Genomic DNA, 20,536 nt, shown 5'->3' with positions numbered 1-20,536 from the left:
TGGGCCATTTTAAGCCCCTGTCCGGCCCCCATTTTCTGAGAAACCGAAAAGGTGTTGCCAACAAAAAATCCGCCTTAGGCGGACTCATTTGTGATCGTATTCTGACGCGTAAGGGGGTTGCGCATCAGTTACGGGTGTTGGCAAACGTTTTTTCATTCCTTACTTGCTGGTGTTCCACCGAACAAATGGCACCTAACTGGGTAACAGTCTATTACCAGTTTTTCAAACCTTCTTAATAGACATTCATTCGGGTTGATCGTTATGGACGCTGTCCTTTCACAGGCTCCAGGAGTAAGAAAGTCACTACAACAGAATAGGTTTTTGCCTCGATTGTGAAGTAAGATTTCAGTACAGTCAATATTTTCTTCTCTCGGGACAATAACTGTCGTAATACTGGATTTCAGTACAAACACCGTTGCAACAAGATTCAACTTGAGTTTAAAGGTATTATCGGGGGTATGCACGAATAGAGAGTCAACAACACTGTTGTCTGAATATTTACTTAACGAAAAAAGACCTTCTTCAATACTGACGATAGTTTCGTTTGGTCCATCCTCCAAGACAAGGTCAATGGAGTCCACCTTTGTCTCAATTGTGTCAACTAAAAGATAGAGGTAAAGTTTGTCGTCAAACTCCGTTGACTGTCCGAAACAGACCTCAACCAACAGTACGAGAAGTAAAGTGATTGCATGTCTCATTTCAAAATGTTTGCCAACAATTGGCTATATGTAACCAGTTACCTATAGCGGGTTTTGCCAAAGTTATCCCAACCGTTCGTTTTTCGGCACTCCAACATTAAAAAACCCACACGCAAGCCATTGCTGCGGCCGGACCCGTGTTTGTAGGGGTGAGAGCGGCTGTCCATTTGCCAAAACGACATATTGATTTGACTAAATGACATACTGATTTGCCCAATTGACATATTCGTTTTACTAAATGACATATCTATACGATGATATAACCCTCCTGTAATACATTAAGGCAGGCAGATAAAACAATGTCACATTTTAATCGGATGCTATAATAAATATGTGTTCCAAATTCGGATATTTACGTGGGCGGACGCCCTTTCTTTGATAAACACCTTTTATTACAAACAAAATGGAGCATCTACCTCCCCAAAGCTATCCCCTGCCCAAGCGCACGACCAAACGTACACGCAGCGCGCTGCCCGACCTTGACGGGGTGGTGCAGGCAGTGGCAAAGATGCACGGGACCACCCGTTCCAATGTGGCAGACATCATGGAAATAAACCCTGCCGGACTCTACAAATTGCTGAGTTCGCGCAAACCGAAGGTGGACAGACTGATGCAGTTGTGCGAGGCGCTGCAGTACAACTTCTTCGACATCTATATGCGCCAACTGCCCGAACACCTGCGCACCACCACAGAGACAAAATTGCTGGCCCGGCAGATCCAAACCTTGCAACAGGAGAAGGAAGTGCTGCAACAGAAGCTGGAGGCGGTTGAACGCGAACGCGACCTGCTGCTTTCCATCGTCAAAAAGGAGGCTTAGAGGTAGTGAGTTATTGGGTTATTGGTCATTGGACGGGGAGATGCGTAATTCTTCGGTTCCGCCACTCCGCTTTCGTGCGTCTGTCATAATAACGAAGCAGTGGACCTTTACAGGAATTACAGACGGAAAAATGGGCAAATGGAAACGCCAGATCAGGGTTCTGAGGCCCAAGGATCGGCCCCCGAAAAAATTCAAAGAGGTTTTGGCAATGTCCAAATCGTTTATAAAATTTGATCTAACAAATATTAAAACAACCTCATTAAACGCTTATTACCATGGATTCAGATCAGATTGACAAATACAACATGCTACTGAAAGTAGATGATTTTTTGGGCGACCACACAGCAGACACGGCAGGCCACAGCAAAATAGCCCCCAAGTATGCAGAACTGCAGCTGGTGATAGTGGACATTGAGGAGGCCAAGGCCGAAGCGGATGCCGACAACACGGGTGCTACCGAGGACAAGGCGGCCGACCGCGCGGAACTGGAACAGCAAGTGTTCACGGCATTGACGGCCGTAGCCAGCTTTGCGCGCGACACGAAAAACCATAAGCTGCTGCGCAGGGTGGATTTTACGCTGAGCGAGCTGAAGGGCATGCGCGATGCTTCGCTCTACTCGAACGGGGAAATGGTGCGCAAGAAAACAGACGAGAACATTGTAGCCTTGGCCGACTATGCCTATCTGCCGACCCAGCTTACGGCCTTGGCCGATGCCTTGCAGGCCTTCCACAACAGTATTCCGGAGCCGAAGGATGCGAGAGAGGAGAGTGCCGTGGCCAACGAACAGGTGGCCGTGCTGCTGAAAAAAGCGGATGGCATACTGACGGACCTGGACGGATATATGGACACGTTCCGCTTCAGCAATGCGGCCCTTTGGTCGGAGTATAAGATGGCCCGCGCCATTGACAGTGCGGGTGGTGGAACCGGTAGCGGCAGTTCGGGTGAGTATAGGGCATCAGGCACATTGACGCCAGGACAGACGGCCACGGTGCTTGAATTCGAATATGATGATGCCCTTGTTTTCACCATTACGAACAACGGCCCGGCACCTCAGATGGAGGCCACCCTGCTGTTGGACGGTTCGCCCATATCCTCTGCCCCACCTGCCACGGTCAATGTGGGCACTCCTGCTTCGGGTCCTTTAGGGTCGTGGGGCCATGGCAACCAACTGCAATTGCGCAACTTGGATGCTGGCATGACGCTGGCCTATTCGGTGACGCTGGCTGCGGAGTAGGTTATTGGTTATTGGGTTATTGGTTACTGAGTTGCACTGATCCATGTAGTAATAACTGAATAACTCAATAACTGAATAACTCAATAACTCAGAAAAAGGCGGGTCTTGCAACCCGCCTTTTGTTTCACTCCAGATTCACGCTTCTCCAACTGGGGCGTTTCACCATGTATTTGAAGGTGATCTGCTTGCTTTCGCCCGGTAGCAGGGTCAGCTTCCAATCGAGGATTCCCTTGTCCTCATCGAACGCTTTGCTTTCCGGTTCAAGCAACGAGACCGTAATATCGCGCGAGGTGGAAACCGGCAACTGATCCTGCAAATGCAGCTGCACCAGCTTGTCCTTGTTGTTCTTCAGTTTGATGGTGAAACCACGGTAATCCACCGTTTTGTTGCCAATGACCTGCTCCTTGGTGAACTCCTTCAGCTCCTCACGCTCCACCACAATGGATTTATCGGAACCGAGCGAAACCAGCATGGTATCGCCCGTGTTCTGTGGCGAAAGCAACGACTGCCCGATGTAGGTTCCCGAAACGTAAAGACTCACCACGCCTTCCAGCAGATCGAAGCGTTCCCAATCGGTGATCTTGGCCACCAGAAAGGCATGCGGCACTTCGATGGGCGCGCTGAAATAGCCCATCTGCGCATTGATCTGCAACTCATCGATCTGAACGGTGTAATCCTTATTGTCCGAAAGCACGGTGAAAGGCGTTTCGACCTTGTAGAACACGCGTGTTTCCTTTTTGGCAATGGTGGTGTTGACCGCGATCCGTTTGTTCCGCTCGCGGAAACTGGAGTCGTACGACCCTGCGAACATCGGGTCCGAACTGATGGAGGCAATTCCACCGGTTGCATCTCCGTATTGGGCGGGCAATCCACCATTCAGCACCGACACACTTTCGTAGGCAGCTTGCGGAATGGATGAGGAACCGCGCACTTTCACGCCATCGATGTAGGTATCGAAATCCCGGCCCATAACGCCTGCGATGGTTGTGGTAGTGGCCCTTGCTCCGCGAGATGGCATGCTTTGAATGTCTTGACCTGCAACGGTCACTCCTTCTCCTGTGGCAAGACCTCCAGAACCTTTTTTGCGGATGTCCATTCCTGTGAATGAAGAACCCAGACCTCCATCCTTTTCAATCAAAGGCACTTCGTAAGCAATCACTTGAACCTCATCCAATTTCACTCCCGCAGCCATATCGAAATTCACAAACGAGGTCTGTTCGCCCAAGACGGGAATTCCGCGTTTTTCTTGCATTTGATAACCTAAAGAACTTACGTCCAGATCATACATTCCGGCATTGACGCCTTTGAGTTTGAACATCCCATCGAAATCTGTGGATGAACCACCGACCTGTTCACCATTGCTCATCAGCACCACGTTGGCAAACGGAATCGGCTCGCCTTTATCATCCCTTACCGTACCCTGAATAACGCCTGTTCCCGACATGGGCAATGCCATGGCCGTATTTTCCAGCACGGGTTCCGGTCTTGGCCTGCGGAGGCTTCCCAGGTCCCAGCGTTTCAGTTCGGGCATCTGTCCGCTTTCAAATGGGTTCTCGGAAGTGAGATTCAGCTTCACATCCTTCCAGTCAGAGCCGCTGCTTTGGCGCACCTGCGCTTTCAGAATCAGGCTGATGGGTTCGTCCACATCCTCGGCACGCAGGTCGTAAATGGGTGTCCAACCCGCATTCGGAATAATGTATTTGAGTGCGATGTTGCCCTTGAACGTGTCCTCGCAACTGGCCTCCACCACAATTTCGCTGGTCTTGGGCGGCACCACGCTGGTGATCTCCTGCTTCTGCGCGGTCTTCTCGTGCAGTTGCTTTTCAAGGTCTTTGATCTTGCGATGACTTTGCCGTTGCTTGGCCTTCACTTCCTTCAGTTTCACTTCGTAGAACTGCACGGTTTCGATGAGTTCGCTCACACGCACACCTTCCTGCTCGCCACCGATCTCGTTGTTCAGCGCCAGTATCTTCTCCTGATTCTGGTACAGTGCCAGAATATCGGTCTCGTCCTCGATCAGGATCTGAAGACTGTCGATGCTCTTTTGCAACGCTTCGGCCAGCTCGTTCTTCTCCAATCGCTTCAAAAAATTCGAGCGCTTGTTCACGTAGTTGATCACGAGACCGTCATCCACCTTCACCTGCAGACTATTGTCGATCAGGTCGGGTTCCAGCCCTTCAAACACCAACCGATACTTTCCGGCTTTCAGCTTAAGCGGTTTCACCCGCTTGATCTGCGCACCTTTGAAGTAAACTGTCACTTCGCTTACCTCGGTTGCCAACTTCTTTTCTTCAATGGCTGCATCTTGGGCCATAACACGACCCGAAAGCAGCACCGCCAAAATGATGAGTAGATTTTTCATGACGCATGGGTTTTAAGATTCCCATTCAAGTTACCCAACATTACAAGCATAAGCGGTGTATTTTCGGCAAAACTGGGCCGTAACATTTCAACTCTAACATCTCCATAAACAGACCTTTTCGCGCTTCATCCAACTGGGAGAAAACGCCAAAAAATTACGATGCCAAAAAGTTGAGCGTCTGCCGAAAAACTTCGGGTTCGGTTCGATCTTGCAACTGTGAACGAAAGCCAAAAACCGCAACGGTTGCCTGCCTTTCTACCAAAATTTGTTAAGAAACGGGCGGGCGGAAATTCCTGCAACAATTTATCATTTGGCGTGGCCGTATCTGTTAAAGATCATTTCTAACAAACACACGATAAATGCAGTCATAAACCTTAGTTTTAAAAAAATCCAGCCATGAAAAGCACAACCTCTGCCACCCTGAGAACAGCCACCATTGTTCTACTCATTCTCACCTTTTTCGGATGCAACGACAAGACCGCGGAACCTATTGACCCCGCGTTTGCCGGGTACATTTCGGCTTTTACCAGCGGTGTTGTCAGCAACAGCAGCACCATTCAGATACGGCTGGCCGAAACGCACCCGGATGCGAAAGTGAACACGCGCATTGAGAAGGAACTGTTCGATTTCAGTCCGAATGTGGAGGGCGAAGCCTACTGGATCGATAGCCACACCATTGAGTTCCGCCCGAAGGAAAGGTTGAAATCAGGCAAGGCGTACGATGTCGATTTCGACCTGTACAAACTGGTGGAAGTGCCAGAGAAACTTCGCACGCTGACCTTCCATATTCAGGTGATGAAGCAGTCGATGTCGGTAGGGTTTGATGGCATGGAGGCCTACGACAACGACCTGAAATGGCAGATGATGCGCGGCTATGTTTCCACCTACGATGTGGCGTTTGCCGAGAACGTGGAAGCATCGCTGGTGGCGTTGCAGAACGGCAAAGAACTGAAACTGAGCTGGGAGCATGAAGGTGGCGGTAAAATGCACCGTTTCATCATCGACAGCATCAGCCGCACGGAAGACCGCGGACAGGTGATCCTGCAATGGAACGGGAAAGAACTTGGGTTCGATGGTGCGGAAGAGCGCAGCTACGACATTCCGCCTTTGGGCGAATTCACCGTGCTGGATGTGAAGACCACTACGCAGCCCGAGCAGATGATCACCATTTTCTTCTCCGATCCGGTGAGCACGGACATTGACCTGAACGGCCTCATTTACCTGCGTCCGCAGTCGGATGTTCGGCTGGTGTTGGATGGCAATTCCGTGAAACTCTACCCCGAAAAGCGCCTGATGGGCGATGTGACCCTGATCGTGACGGACGGTGTGCGCAATTCGCTCAATTATCAGCTGATGAACCAGTACCAGCGGAATGTGAAATTCACCAGCATCAAACCTGCGGTGGAACTCATTGGCAAGGGCGTCATCTTGCCCAGTTCGGATGGATTGACGCTTCCGTTCAAGGCCGTGAACCTGAAAGCGGTGAATGTGCGAGTGCTCCGCATCTTTGAGAACAACATGGCGCAGTTCTTCCAGACAAACCAGTTTGATGGAACGCGCGAAATGAAGCGTGTGGCGCGGCCTGTTTTCAATGGCGAGGTGGAACTGACCTCCGAAAAACCCATCGATTACGGCAGCTGGAACAACTTCTCCATCGACCTTTCCAAACTCATCAATGCCGAGCCGGGCGCGCTGTACCGCGTGCAACTCAGCTTCAAGAAAGATCAATCGCTTTATCCGTGCGAAAGCACCGATGACCAAGAATTGGAAGAATGGAAAGATGCTGATTACGAGTCTGAATTCGACAATCCTTCCTACTGGGGTTACTGGGATGACGAGGATTACTACGATTATGACGAATACAACTACAAGGATCAGGACAACCCGTGCACGTCATCGTACTACATGCGCGGCAACCGTTTCCCCGCGCGAAACCTGTTGGCATCCGACATCGGCATTATTGCCAAAAGTGGGCGTGGAACCGACATGCTGGTGGCGGTCACCGACCTCCGCACCACCGATCCGCTCTCCAATGTTCAAGTAGAGATCTACAACTACCAGCAACAGTTGGTTGGAAACTCTACGACCGATGGCGATGGTTTTGTGAAGATCGACCTGAAGCGCAAGCCGTACCTGCTGGTGGCCAAAAAGGACGGTCAGCGCGGCTATTTGCGGTTGGATGATGGCTCCGCGCTCTCGCTGAGCATGTTCGACATTGGCGGGCAACGCAATCCGAAGGGCGTAAAAGGCTACATCTATGGCGAACGTGGCGTGTGGCGGCCAGGCGATTCGCTGTATCTCACCTTCATCCTTCAGGATCTGAACAAGTTGCTGCCGAAAGATCACCCCGTGGTGTTCGAACTCTACACTCCGCAACAGCAGCTTTTTGAGCGGAAAGTGCGCACCACTTCGGTCAATGGTTTCTACGATTTCCGCACGGCAACTGCGCAGGATGCTCCCACTGGAAACTGGTTGGTGAAGGTGAAAGTGGGCGGTTCGGAGTTCACCCGAACGGTTAAGATCGAGACCATCAAACCGAACCGATTGAAGATCAAACTGGATTTTGGCAGCGATGTACTGACCAATGCAGGCAAACCGAAGGGAACCATGGAAGTGAAATGGCTGCACGGGGCCATTGCCGATAATCTGAAGACCGATGTGGAAATGCATCTTTCCGAAGGCTCCACCAGCTTTAAAAAATACCCCGATTACGTGTTTGACGACCCTGCCAAGGATTTCGATGCTGAGGACAAAATCGTCTTCGATGGAAAACTGGACGCGGAGGGAAAAGCGACCATCCAGCCCGATATACAGGTAGGAAAGAACGCTCCCGGCATGCTCACGGCCAGCTTCAAAACGCGGGCGTTTGAGCAAGGTGGCGATTTCTCGGTCGATCGTTTCAGCATTCCCTATTCGCCCTATCGCGGGTATGTGGGCTTGAAGATTCCCGAAGGGAAAGGCTGGAACGGGGCGATGTATTCCAACGAGCCGAACCTGATTCCGATCATTACCGTGGATGAGTTCGGGAAACCGGTGGACCGCAAAGGCGTGAAGATCGAGGTGTTCGATGTGTACTGGCGTTGGTGGTGGGAACGTTCGGATGAGAACGATCTGGCGCGCTACGTGAGCAACTACAACCGCAGGCTCGACAAATCCGCCACCATCGATACGAAGGATGGCAAAGCCGTTTATGAACTCAATTTCGGGGAGCGCACCTACGGCCGGAAGTTCATCCGCGTAACCGACCCTGTGACCGGGCATAGCGCTGGGGCAACGTTCTACGTGACTTACAAAGGCTGGTGGAACGATGACAGCGGCAACTCGCCCGGAGCGGCCGAACTGCTCACATTCAGCACCGACAAAAAATCCTACGAAGTGGGTGAAACGGTCAAGGTCACGGTGCCGTCTTCCAAGCAAGGGCGCATCTTGGCCAGCATCGAATCGGGAAGCAATATTGTGGATGCTTTTTGGGTGGATCTGAAGAAAGGTGAGAACACATTCGATGTGAAAACCACCAAGGAAATGGCTCCGAACGTGTTCATTCACCTGTCGCTCATTCAGCCACACAAGAATGTGAAGAACGACCTGCCGATACGGCTTTACGGTGTGCAACCTGTGGCCATCGAAAACCCGCAGTCGCACCTCGACCCGATCATTTCCATGCCGAAAGAACTGGCCCCTGAAGCTCCATACGAAGTAAAAGTGAAGGAAGGAATGGGTCGGAAAATGACCTACACGCTGGCCGTGGTGGATGAAGGCTTGCTCGACCTCACGCGCTTCAGAACACCCGACCCATGGTCGCATTTCTACGCCAAGGAAGCGCTGAGCGTGAAAACGTGGGACATGTACCAGTACGTGATCGGGGCGTTCTCTGGCGAAATGGCCGGACTGCTGGCCTTGGGCGGTGATGAATACAACCGCAAGAACGGTGGTGCCAAGGCCAATCGCTTCAAGCCTGTAGTGCAATTCATCGGGCCGTTTGTGGTGGAAGCTGGCAAGGAGAATGTGCATCGCCTCAACATGGCCAACTATGTGGGTTCGGTCAGGGCAATGGTGGTTGCCGGACAGGATGGCGCGTACGGTTCGAGCGAGAAGGCCGTACCTGTGAAAAAGCCGCTGATGGTGCTGGCAACGGTTCCGCGCGTGGTGGGCCCGAACGAGAAAGTGGACATTCCTGTGACCGTTTTTGCGATGGATGAGAAGGTGAAGAATGTAACCGTTTCCATCGAGGCCAACGAGCTCTTCCACATCAATGGCGAGAACAGCAAAACCATGAAATTTGCGCGTGTGGGCGATGAGGTCGTGACCTTCAATCTCAGCGTAGCGGAAAAACTCGGCATCGGCAAACTCAAGGTCATCGCGAAAGCGGGTTCTGAACGTGCCGAATACGAAGTGGAGTTGGATGTGCGTACGCCCAATCCGCGCATCACGGATGTGAAAGATGCCATCATCGAACCTGGCCAGTCGTGGGATGTGGATTACCTCCCCGTTGGCATGGCGGGAACAAATAACGGAGTGGTCGAGGTGTCGAATATTCCTTCCATGAACTTGGAAAGCCGCTTGCAATACCTCGTGCGCTATCCGCACGGCTGTATCGAGCAGACCACCTCTTCGGTGTTCCCACAGCTTTTCCTCAGCAACCTGATGGATCTTTCGCCAGAACAAAAACAGGAGATAGAAAGCAACATCAAAGCAGGCATCAACCGTTTGCGCGGTTTCCAGATCTACTCGGGTGGACTTTCTTACTGGCCCGGAGAAATGGATGAGGCGAGCGATTGGGGCACGAATTACGCGGGGCATTTCATGCTGGAGGCCAAGGCGAAAGGCTACGATATGCCGCCCGGTTTCATCGACAATTGGGTGAAATTCCAGCAGCAGCGCGCCAACAGTTGGACCAACGATATGAGTGGCGAACACAACCATTATTATTCGACCAACCAGCTGATCCAAGCTTACCGATTGTACACGCTTGCCCTTGCGGGAAAACCCGCCTTGGGTGCCATGAACCGCATGCGCAGCATCAAGAACTTGGAAACGGCTGCCCGGTGGCGACTTGCCGCAGCCTACATGCTCATGGGCAAGAAGAGCATCGCGGAAGGGCTGGTTGCGGGGCACTCGACCGAGGTCGCATCTTACCGAGAACTCCATTATTCGTACGGAAGTAGCGAGCGCGACCGCGCCATGATTCTGGAAACGCTGACGTTGCTCGACCGACCAACGGATGCGAAAAAGATATTGGATGAACTGACCGACAAGCTTTCGTCAAACAGTTGGTACAGCACGCAGACCACGGCCTACTCGCTGCTTGCCATTTCCAAGTTTGTTGGAAGCGATGGCGTAGGCAATCCGTTGAAATTCAGCTACGCGCTGAACAATGGGAAACCCCGCTCTCGCGATGTGGTGGCGGCCATGTCGCAGGTCGGTCTGCCGATAGATGGAACGGAAGGCGGCCATTTCTCCATCACCAACAAGGGCAAATCGAAACTCTTCATCAAAATGGTGATGGATGGGATTCCTGCCGCTGGCGACATGACCAACGCAGAACGCGACCTGCTGATGAAGGTGCGTTACACCGATCTCGACTTCAAGGACATCGACCCATCGCGGTTAGAGCAGGGAACGGATCTGATCGCAGAGGTGACCATCACGCATCCGGGCATGCGGGGCAACTACAATGAACTGGCGCTCACGCAGATTTTCCCTTCGGGATGGGAGATCCGCAACCTGCGCATGGAGGAAGGCGAGAACACCAAGATGGCCGACACGCCCGAGTATCAGGACATACGTGATGACCGTGTGTACTCCTACTTCGACCTTCGGAAGAATGAATCGAAAACGTTCCGCGTACTGCTGAATGCGACCTATCTGGGCGAGTTTTACCTGCCAACCGTTTCCTGCGAAGCGATGTATGACAACGAGATACATGCACACAAAGCAGGCAAATGGGTGAAGGTGGTGGAGGCCGGTGGCGCAACTTCTCAGGCGAAATAGCGGTGTCATGAGAATCCTCCGCCTCGATTGTTCCACAGGTTTTCCGCACTTGACGGCAACGCTTGGGCTTGGCACAAAGACCCCCTCGTCCGCCTCAGGCGGACACTCCCCCTTTCAAGGGGGAGAGCTGGTGGGTTGTAGCAAGGCTGGTTCGGAGAAGCTGCTCCCCTCCTGGAAAGGAGGGGTTGGGGGAGGTCGGTTTTCTGAATACTCACCATGAAAAAGCTGCCTTCAAATAGAAGGAAATGGGTTTGGGGAGGCATCCTCCTGAGTCTTGGCATCCGGTTCGCAGTTTGCCTCCCCGACCCGCTTTTCACCGACCCGACCAGTACCATTTTGGAAGACCGGAACGGACGATTGCTGGCAGGAAGAATTGCCGCGGATGGCCAATGGCGGTTCCCCCCGGCCGACAGCCTTCCCGACAAATTCGTGCAGTCCATCCGCTATTTTGAGGATGAGTATTTCTACCAGCATCCTGGGTTCAATCCCGTTTCCTTCGGTCGTGCGATGAAGCAGAACATCACGGCCAAGCGCGTAGTGAGCGGTGGCAGCACGCTTACCATGCAGACCATCCGCCTTTCGCGGAAAGGACAATCGCGAAGCGTGCTGGAGAAACTCATTGAGGTGATCTACGCCATGCGTTTGGAGGTTCGTTGCACGAAGGATGATATCCTGAAACTCTATGCTTCCAACGCGCCTTTCGGTGGCAATGTGGTGGGGTTGGATGCGGCCGCTTGGCGCTACTACGGCCGCAGTCCGCATCAGCTTTCGTGGGGCGAGATGACCGTGCTGGCCGTGCTTCCCAACGCGCCCTCATTGGTTTATCCGGGCAAGAACAGCAACCGATTGAGACAGAAACGCGATCGGCTGTTGAACAAGCTCCGAGACAAGGGTGTGATCGATGCCGAAACCTGCGAACTGGCCAAGGAAGAACCGTTGCCGGGAAGTCCGCATTCCATCCCGAACATCACGCCTCACCTACTTGACCGCGTGATCAGAGAAGGGCATCGTGGAGAGCGTATTCAGACCACAATAAAAATGGCATTGCAGCACAACGTCAACCGAATTGTGGATGATTACCATGCAGCCCTCAGCCAGAATGAAGTACACAACGCGGCCGTGCTGGTGCTGAACGTGAAAACAGGCCAGGTGATGGCGTACACAGGCAACACCAATTGCCCCGATGAAGGTTCCGGTCGTGCGGTGGATGTGATCACAGCCCCGCGAAGTACGGGCAGCATCCTCAAACCATTCCTCTACACCTTCATGTTGCAGGATGGCGCACTGCTTCCCAACCAATTGATACCCGATATTCCAACGCAGATTGCGGGTTACGCGCCCAAGAATTTTGATAAGACGTACGATGGAGCTGTTCCTGCGGGCGAAGCGTTGGCGCGTTCGCTCAACATTCCTGCCGTGCGTATGCTGCGCGAATACGGCCTCGAACAGTTCTACGCGCAACTGAAAAAGCTGCGGTTCTCCACCATCAACCGATCTGCGGACCACTACGGACTTTCCATCATTCTTGGCGGAGCCGAAGCCACCCTCTGGGACCTCGGAACGGCCTACATGAACATAGCGCGGACGCTGAACAAGCAGGAAACGCTGCTGCACCCCAACTTCATCCGAAGCGACTCGCTGGAGAAGACCCCCAACGGTGAGGAGCTTTTCGACCCGGCCGCGCTGTGGTGGACGGTGGAAGCGATGTCCACGCTCAATCGGCCCATGCAGGAAACGGGCTGGCAGGAGTTCGGTTCATCACAGAAAGTGGCTTGGAAAACAGGCACGAGTTTCGGGCATCGCGATGCGTGGGCCATTGGCATCACACCCGAACATCTGGTGGCCGTTTGGGTAGGAAATGCGGATGGCGAAGGCCGCCCCGGACTGACGGGATTGAACGTGGCCGCGCCTCTGATGTTCCGTGTTTTCAAACACCTGCCGCATGATGATTGGTTCGAGGAGCCGCAGCTGCACATGACGGCTGTGAACACGTGCAAACAATCGGGGTTTCTGGCAACGGCCAATTGCCCGGAACAGGTTGGGCTGCACGTGCCCGACAATGCCACACGGGCCGGATCGTGTCCGTATCATCAACTCGTGCATCTCGACAGTACGCAGCATTATCGTGTGGCGAGCAGTTGCTATGCGGTGAGTGATATGACCAATGTGCCTTGGTTTGTGCTTCCGCCCATCCAAGAATGGTACTACAGGCGTAAGAACCCGACCTACCGGCCGCTGCCGCCCTATCGTAAGGATTGCCTATCGGATGCCATCAGCAACATGGCCGTCATCTACCCGAAAAACGGCTCCGGGATCTTCATTCCCCGAAACCTGAACGGAAGCTGGGAAAAGGTGGTGTTTGAAATCGCGCACCGCCAACCGGAAACGCTCGTTTACTGGCATTTGGACAACCAATTTGTCGGCACCACGCAGTTCGAACACAACTTGGAAGTAAGTGCCTCGGCCGGCAACCACATCATGACCGTAGTGGACGAAAAGGGCGAAACCGTCAGTTGGCGGTTTGAGGCGTTGGAGAAATAAGGGAAATGAAGGTGGGTGAAGGGGTTATATTTGATGGATGAGGTCGATGACAATACTGAGCGCCATTCTGGTTGTTGTATCCAGCACCAACTTATTTGGTCAAGAAAGTTCTCAATATGACGAAATTCTTTTCTCGGTTACGGGAGATACAATTTTAAAAAGTGGCGGTGCATGTCCCGACTCAAGTGGAACGTTGATTACAATGTGGAACATCATCAGTCGTTCAGCAAATACGGATTCTCTTATTACACTTTCTTATTGGGATTATCCATCTAAAAATCAGTATTCCGGCTTCGATTCCATTTCAAAAGACACCATCATTAAATATCGACTTGAAAATACTGGACGAAGGATAAACCCCAATGACTTTCCAGACTTTAGAATTGTAATGAGCGAAACCAAAACCAATCGAGGAAAAAAGTACAAGTATGACGGCACAACACGCTTAAAACGATGCACCGTTGATTTTTGCGTCTACTATAAAGACAAGTTATTACTGAAAATTGATGATTGGCAAACCATGTATTATTCAGAAAACGATGAAAAGATACAAACCGAGGAAGTCGTTGAGTTATTTGGCTGGAAAATGACTGGTCAAGAGAGGTATCTGATTACAATCGGCTATTATCAATCGAAAATAAAGTGGAATAGCAGTTCAACAAGACATTATTGGCAAGTACGAATTATCTAAAGCGCCAAGGAAACTTAACGTCCAGCAAATACAACCACAGTCCTTCGTTCAAGCCGTCTGTCTTTCCGAGTGTGCGAGGAATCTAAGTATTCAGTAAGAGGCTTCGTTCCTCAGCATGACACATGAGATAAATTGAATTATCTTTCTGAATGAAATCCCCTATTCTCACCCTTTTCCTCTTGCTGACCTTTCTTTTCGGCTCCGCACAAACAAGAACCATCCACGTTTTTGTCGCGCTTTGCGACAATGCCAATCAGGGCATTGTTCCTGTTCCGGCCAGTTTGGGAAACGGGCAAGACCCTAAGAACAATCTTTATTGGGGAGCTGCATTTGGGGTGAAGTCGTTCTTCAAGAACAAGGCACCCGAATGGGAATTCGTAAAAACGCTGGAAACAGGAAGTCCTCGTGTTTTGGAGCGTGTGCTTTTCAAGCATAAAGAGAAAGACGTTTTTCTCTTGGCGGATGCTTACGATGGCAAGTTCATCAGCACCTGTATCTACCAATTTCTGGTTGCGTCAAATGGCCAGAATCCTGTGGAAATTTCAATGGAAAATCGCACGCTGAAATTCGGAGGGGCAAGTGGTCTTTTGGCTTACATAGGTCACGATGGCCTGATGGAATTTCGGCTCAATCCGAAGTTCAACCAAGTGGAAAAACCGAAAGATGTGATCATTCTGGCCTGCCATAGCAAGCATTTCTTCCTGGATCACATCAAAAACAGCGGAGCAAACCCGATCCTTTGGACCACCCACCTCATGGCACCAGAAGCATACACACTCAGATCGGCCATAGATGGGTGGCTGAATGGAGAAACGGGAACGCAGATAGATGAGCGTGCTGCACAGACCTACAATCAATACCAGAAGTGCGGTATCAAAGGTGCCCGCAATCTATTCACCACCGGGTTCTAAGTTCTATCAAAACCAGCTGATTCCCCAAATCGGTATACCGGCTACGATCTGATCTGATGGTGAGTTTATATTTGCTCGCATGTTGGTCTTCCTACTCAGCGCACTCAGCTTTCTACCTCACGGTGACCTGAGCATCCGCATCGCAGAAAAGACCGAAGCCATTCGGGTGGAACCGGAGAACGGCCTGCTGTACATGCAGCGTGGCGAGCTCTATTTTCAGCACGAACAGCCCGATAGCGCGTTGATCGATTACCGCTCCGCGCTGAAAAACGGCCTTGACACTTCGTTGATCCATGTGCTGATGGCCGAAGCATTTCTAGCAAATGGAAATAATGAAGCAGGTTTGCGGTCGATTGAGGAATTTGTTGCACTGGAACCTACCAACCTCAAAGGCATCCACACGCGTGGTAAGCTGTTGGAAGCTTCGGGTAAATTGAACGAGGCCATCACAGACTTTGAATACGTTTTGGAGAAGTCAAACAACCCGCGACCGCAGGATTTTGTGCATCTCTCTAACCTTTACCTGAAAGCCGATACCAACGATGTGGAACACGCCATCGGCACGCTGAAGGAAGGCATCGGCAGGTTGGGCAACATCATCTCGTTGCAGATGAAGATCTACAATCTGGAAAAGGACCACCGCCACTTTGCGGCCGCCCACCAACTGCTGGATGAGATGATGGAACCGCTCTCGCGCAAGGAGCGGCTGCTGGTAGAGAAAGCCGAGCTCTTTCTCTTGGAGCAGAAGGCCGTGGAAGCCGCACAGACCTTGGTGGATGCCGAGAATGCCATTGCCACACTTCCGCCCCGCTTCCAAAACCTTGGCGCCACCACCAAACTGAAACAACACATTGAAGAACTGAAACAGCAACTATGAGAATTCTGAACCTTTTCGCCTGTCTTATCCTCTCACTCAACCTGCTGGCGCAGGATGTCCACATCATCCGCGGTCCGTATTTGCAGAGCGGTTTTACCGATAAGGTGACCGTTTGCCTCCGTACGGACAATGAAGCGCAACCGACCGTTTTCTATGGAAGCGACCGCGCGGCATTGACCGATTCTGCCAAGGCATCCAAGGCGGGAACAGACCTCGAAATTGACATTACAGGACTACAGCCCAACGCAAAATACTACTACGAGATACGTGTGGATGGAAACGTGCTTCTACCTGCCAGCGATGACCTTTTCTTCCGCACGCACCCTACTTCTACCGAAGGTATGACCGTGCGCGGTTGGGTGCTTGGCGATTGCGGCACCGCCAATGATGACCAGCGTGCCGTGCGCGATGCGTACTACAACTACATCGGGTCGGAACCCACGGACATGATGCTGTTTTTGGGCGACAACGCCTACCACCGTGGCACGGACAAGGAATATCAGGGCGCGCTGTTTGAGGACATGTACGAGAACCGTTTGAAAAACACCATCGCGTGGTCGTGCATCGGCAACCACGATGGGTATTCGGCCAAGTCAGAAACGCAATCGGGGCCGTATTACGACATCTTCCACTTCCCTACCAAGGCCGAGTGTGGCGGCACGCCTTCAGGCACCGAAGCGTACTATTCGTTCGATTACGGAGATGTGCACTTCATCTCGCTGGACTCGCACCAGTCCGACCGTTCCGTTGGTGGCGCCATGTACACCTGGGCCGAGAACGACCTTGCCAACACTTCCGCCAAGTGGCTCATCGTGTTCTGGCATCATCCGGCCTACTCCATGGGTTCGCACAACTCCGACAAGGAAAAGAGGTTGGTGGAAATGCGCCAGAACTTCGTTCCGCTGATGGAGAAATATGGGGTGGATGTGATCTTCTCGGGCCACAGCCACAGCTACGAGCGTTCGTACATGCTGCACGGCCATTATGGCGATTCCGATTCCTTCGACAAGGAGAAGATGACCGTATCGAACGGTAGCGGAAACGGCCACGAGGATGGCGATGGTGCGTACCAGAAAACACCCGACCTGGAAGGCAAAGGCATGGTCTATCTCACGGCCGGTTCATCGGGCAAGACCTCCGGTTTCGAGAAGGAACTGCACGAAGCGATGCTGTTCTCGCTGAATGAACTCGGCTCCTGCGCCTTCGAAATCAAGGACAACCGCTTCGACCTGAAATTCATTGACAACAACGGCAAGGTGGAGGATTATTTTACGATTGTGAAGTGAGGCTGGGTTTGATGGTTATGGTGGGTTAAATACTTTAGGGGGATTGTTGATGGAATTGAAATGACCGTTAAAGCGTACGTGTTGGCACCAGTTGTGATTCTTGCTTCATGCGGGAAATACAGTTCTGTTTCGATAAAGGATTTCAGTGAAGGAAAAGATGTAAAGGTTAGTCTGGATGTATCAAATGCTGACACTTCGCTTACATGTGTCGTGTTTCAGACTGACATAAGTGAAAAAGTAATTTGTGTTCCGAGGGACTCGCTATCAAATGCGGAAACTTTGGTGTTCGGTTATGACGGCAAAGGGGAAAGTGTTTTTATTGTTTCAGGCGTTTTCAATGACGACACAATTAGCAACGAATACTATGCTGAGGGTGGGTACAAGTTCAACCTTGCTCTTTCCAACAAATCGATTATTGCTCAATAAACCCGCCCCTAACCCCCTCCCAAGGAAGGGAATTAGGCCAGCATTCAACACGTTAGGGCATTTGTGCCAACTTCCTTGCATGCAGCTCCCATAATCGTCAGATTGATGTTATTTATCCAGTTATATTTGGAGAGACCTATACATTTGTTTGAAACAACCACTTTACATCAACCAATTACGATCATGAAAAACACATTGACCTTCTTTGTTCTCCTTTTGACAATGGCCGGACTGAACTCCTGTTCTTCCACAAAAGGAACCGGAATGACGAACATGGTGGCCACCATGCAGGTGGATGAACCCATTCCGGGTGTATGCGACAATTCGAGAGTATATGCCATCCTACCGATAAAAGGCAATGGACAGGTGGATGCAAAGCCGCAACTTACCGAACCCGAGATCGAAGCAAAGCTGAATGAAGAGGTGGCCTTTCTAAAGCAGAACACGGGGTACAAGGACAAAGGAATGGTAGGTCTCATCATCAATTGCAAGGGCGAAATGGTCCGTTGCCAAATAGACAACAAGACCAAAAGCCCCGAACTGGACGATCAGATAGTGGCTGTATTTGCCACATTGCAAAACTGGAAAGCCGGAAGCATCAACGGGCAGGCGGTTGATACATCGGTCCTCTACAGTTTCGAGATAAAGGATGGTAAAATAACCCTCTGACCGAAGAGGTGAAATAGGCCAATATGGAATGCTTTAGTAGGGATTATGATAACACCTTTGAACAATCAGTCGGGTCCAATCAAATCATCCATTTTGGGAGCTTTCATTTTTGGAATTGTGGGAGGCGTATTCATTAATGGATCCATAACAAATTCCTGCGAATACCACGAGCCATTAAGTCGACAACTTACTTTACCGCTCAGTCTGTTTTACCGTATGTCAAGTGGACACCTGGAGGTAATACATTGGACAAATTGGACAGGTTGGATTCTCGTTGGCGCATTATTCGGATTTCTTGTTTACAAAGCTTTTGCAGGCAAAACAAGAAACCCCACCTCAAACCTTCTCAAGAAGGGGAAATAAGCCAGCATTGAATACCTTAGGGGAGTTGTTGCATCAACCCAAATGGACAGGGCCAAGAGAAAAGAAATAATGCATCAGGTGATGGATCTTGATAAGCTGATCAGGTCTTGGGAGCTGTATGGTTGGACGCCACGGGGAGAGTTTCAAGACCTTAGTAGTAAACTGATCGGACACCTGTACAGAGGAAGTGATGAAGAAAAACTTTCGAGGGTTCTGTACAGTGAACTGGTAACGAACTATGGGTTGGATATGACGGAGTTTGATGCGAATGAATTGATGAAAGAATTAATGAACTGGTGGAATGAACAATCCCACCTACCACACCAAGCCTACCCAAGTGCCTAACCCCAGCTTAGTTTCGCCTTCGGCAGAGAGACCCCTACGCTAAGTTGTGACTGATCTTCACAACCGATTACAATAGTGCCAATAACCATGCTATGGCAATATTCTGCTGGAAATTGAACGGATAGATGGTTGATGAGAGAGCGTTGATAAGATCTGTTCGGAAACTGAGCGCACTTGCTTCCACACGAGTGACCCCTCCGGAACACTTGCACGGGCGATGGGGATTAAAAAGGCTTTTATCAAAGGAAGGGTCAGTCAGCCCACGTAAATATCCGAATTTGGAACGCCTATTTATCATTGCGTCCACTTAAAATGTGACATTGTTTAATCAGCCTGCCTTAATGTATTATAAGAGGGTTATATCATCGAATAGATATGTCATTCAGTAAAATGAATATGTCAATTGGGCAAATCAGTATGTCATTTAGTCAAATCAATGGGTCGTTTTGGCAAATGGACAGCCGCTCTCACCCCTACAAACACGGGCCCGGCCGCTGCAATGGCTTGCGTGTGGGGTTTTTTAATGTTGGAGCACCGAAAAGCGAACGGTTGGGATAACTTTGGGGAAATCGGGCTAAAGCAACTTGAGCTGTTTTAGCCATTAGTTGTGCAACATTTGAAAACGACCACTTTCTGACATGTCGAAAGCGATTGACTTTTTCCGTAATCTTTTCACAATTGACCGCAAAAAGGCGCAACTTGAAATGGTCGTTGACAACCTCAAGTCAATTGTAAATCGACACTCGCTCGAAAGTCTTCAAAGGGTTGAAATTGTATACCGAAATCACGACTTGACAAGCCCAATACTTGAAAGCATTGAAACGTTCGTCAACCAGTTTACGGACCTAAATGGAAAAGCAACTTTCCGACAAGGCGACCATTTACAAGTAAGAAAAGTCGTCTGGTCTAATTATCCAACTACATATCAGATTACAGCAATAGATGTCACTTATGACCGACATGAGTATCAGTTTGAAATTACAGGTTCAAAACCACCTTGGTCACCTGAACATACCGACAAAGCGACAGACCCATTTGGAAACTTTCAATCTATTGTGGAATACGACCGTGGGGAAGTATTCATTTTTGACAACAACTATGCGGTAATTGGACGGGAACATCTTACCGACAGGCAAATCAAACAGATTTCGAAGAAGTGAAAAAGAAATGAAAAACGTTGCATAACACCCGTAACTGATGCGCAACCCCCTTACGCGTCAGAATACGATCACAAATGAGTCCGCCTAAGGCGGATTTTTTGTTGGCAACACCTTTTCGGTTTCTCAGAAAATGGGGGCCGGACAGGGGCTTAAAATGGCCCATA

Annotated in this window: 14 protein-coding genes; 12 read left to right on the top strand and 2 right to left on the bottom strand. The window is 50.7% G+C overall.

The genetic code is table 11. The features are described 5' to 3' along the window. Nucleotides 1–152: 152 nt before the first annotated feature. A complete protein-coding gene (locus GC178_07100; protein MBI1287332.1) occupies nt 153–698 on the bottom strand; it encodes a hypothetical protein in 546 nt (181 codons plus the stop codon). A gap of 403 nt (nt 699–1,101) precedes the next feature. Between GC178_07100 and GC178_07095 the strand changes: the two genes are divergently transcribed. Both GC178_07095 and GC178_07090 read left to right on the top strand, forming a co-directional pair. Further along, nucleotides 1,102–1,515 (top strand): hypothetical protein, encoded by a 414-nt coding sequence (locus GC178_07095; GenBank protein ID MBI1287331.1) that lies wholly within the window; start codon nt 1,102–1,104, stop codon nt 1,513–1,515. A 275-nt stretch (nt 1,516–1,790) separates the two neighbouring features. After that, complete coding sequence (locus tag GC178_07090) at nt 1,791–2,750, top strand: hypothetical protein (GenBank protein MBI1287330.1); 960 nt, start codon at nt 1,791–1,793, stop codon at nt 2,748–2,750. 124 nt (nt 2,751–2,874) lie between these two features. On the opposite strand, the gene GC178_07085 is transcribed toward GC178_07090, so the two are convergent. Continuing rightward, nucleotides 2,875–5,112 (bottom strand): mucoidy inhibitor MuiA family protein, encoded by a 2,238-nt coding sequence (locus GC178_07085; GenBank protein ID MBI1287329.1) that lies wholly within the window; start codon nt 5,110–5,112, stop codon nt 2,875–2,877. Nucleotides 5,113–5,508: 396 nt separating this feature from the next. Here GC178_07085 and GC178_07080 point away from each other — a divergent pair, with 396 nt between their 5' ends. From GC178_07080 to GC178_07035, 10 genes are all read left to right on the top strand, one after another. Further along, a complete protein-coding gene (locus tag GC178_07080; protein ID MBI1287328.1) occupies nt 5,509–11,103 on the top strand; it encodes a hypothetical protein in 5,595 nt (1,864 codons plus the stop codon). 216 nt (nt 11,104–11,319) lie between these two features. Beyond that, nucleotides 11,320–13,644: a penicillin-binding protein 1C gene (gene pbpC, locus GC178_07075; protein MBI1287327.1), complete on the top strand. Its 2,325-nt coding sequence runs from the start codon at nt 11,320–11,322 to the stop codon at nt 13,642–13,644. Nucleotides 13,645–13,690: 46 nt separating this feature from the next. Further along, on the top strand, nt 13,691–14,335 hold the full coding sequence (locus GC178_07070; GenBank protein ID MBI1287326.1) for a hypothetical protein: 645 nt from the start codon (nt 13,691–13,693) through the stop codon (nt 14,333–14,335). 149 nt (nt 14,336–14,484) lie between these two features. Then, nucleotides 14,485–15,246, top strand: coding sequence for a hypothetical protein (locus GC178_07065; GenBank protein MBI1287325.1), 762 nt, complete (start codon nt 14,485–14,487; stop codon nt 15,244–15,246). Nucleotides 15,247–15,325: 79 nt separating this feature from the next. Beyond that, nucleotides 15,326–16,123, top strand: a complete 798-nt coding sequence (locus GC178_07060; GenBank protein ID MBI1287324.1) for a hypothetical protein — start codon at nt 15,326–15,328, stop codon at nt 16,121–16,123. Next, nucleotides 16,120–17,409: a metallophosphoesterase gene (locus GC178_07055; protein MBI1287323.1), complete on the top strand. Its 1,290-nt coding sequence runs from the start codon at nt 16,120–16,122 to the stop codon at nt 17,407–17,409. The genes GC178_07060 and GC178_07055 overlap by 4 nt, the downstream gene beginning before the upstream one ends. Nucleotides 17,410–17,490: 81 nt before the next feature. Beyond that, entirely contained in the window at nt 17,491–17,835 is a 345-nt protein-coding gene (locus tag GC178_07050) for a hypothetical protein (protein ID MBI1287322.1), read from the top strand. A 183-nt stretch (nt 17,836–18,018) separates the two neighbouring features. Next, nucleotides 18,019–18,504: a hypothetical protein gene (locus tag GC178_07045; GenBank protein MBI1287321.1), complete on the top strand. Its 486-nt coding sequence runs from the start codon at nt 18,019–18,021 to the stop codon at nt 18,502–18,504. Between the two features lie 405 nt (nt 18,505–18,909). Further along, nucleotides 18,910–19,212: a hypothetical protein gene (locus GC178_07040; protein MBI1287320.1), complete on the top strand. Its 303-nt coding sequence runs from the start codon at nt 18,910–18,912 to the stop codon at nt 19,210–19,212. 638 nt (nt 19,213–19,850) lie between these two features. Further along, nucleotides 19,851–20,372 (top strand): hypothetical protein, encoded by a 522-nt coding sequence (locus GC178_07035; GenBank protein MBI1287319.1) that lies wholly within the window; start codon nt 19,851–19,853, stop codon nt 20,370–20,372. The last annotated feature ends 164 nt before the right edge of the window (nt 20,373–20,536 follow it).

Source organism: Flavobacteriales bacterium (genome assembly GCA_016124845.1).
In the GTDB taxonomy this organism is placed as follows: domain Bacteria; phylum Bacteroidota; class Bacteroidia; order UBA10329; family UBA10329; genus UBA10329.
The sequence above is the reverse complement of the archived record's forward strand: the minus strand, read 5'-3'. Positions and strand labels throughout refer to the sequence as shown.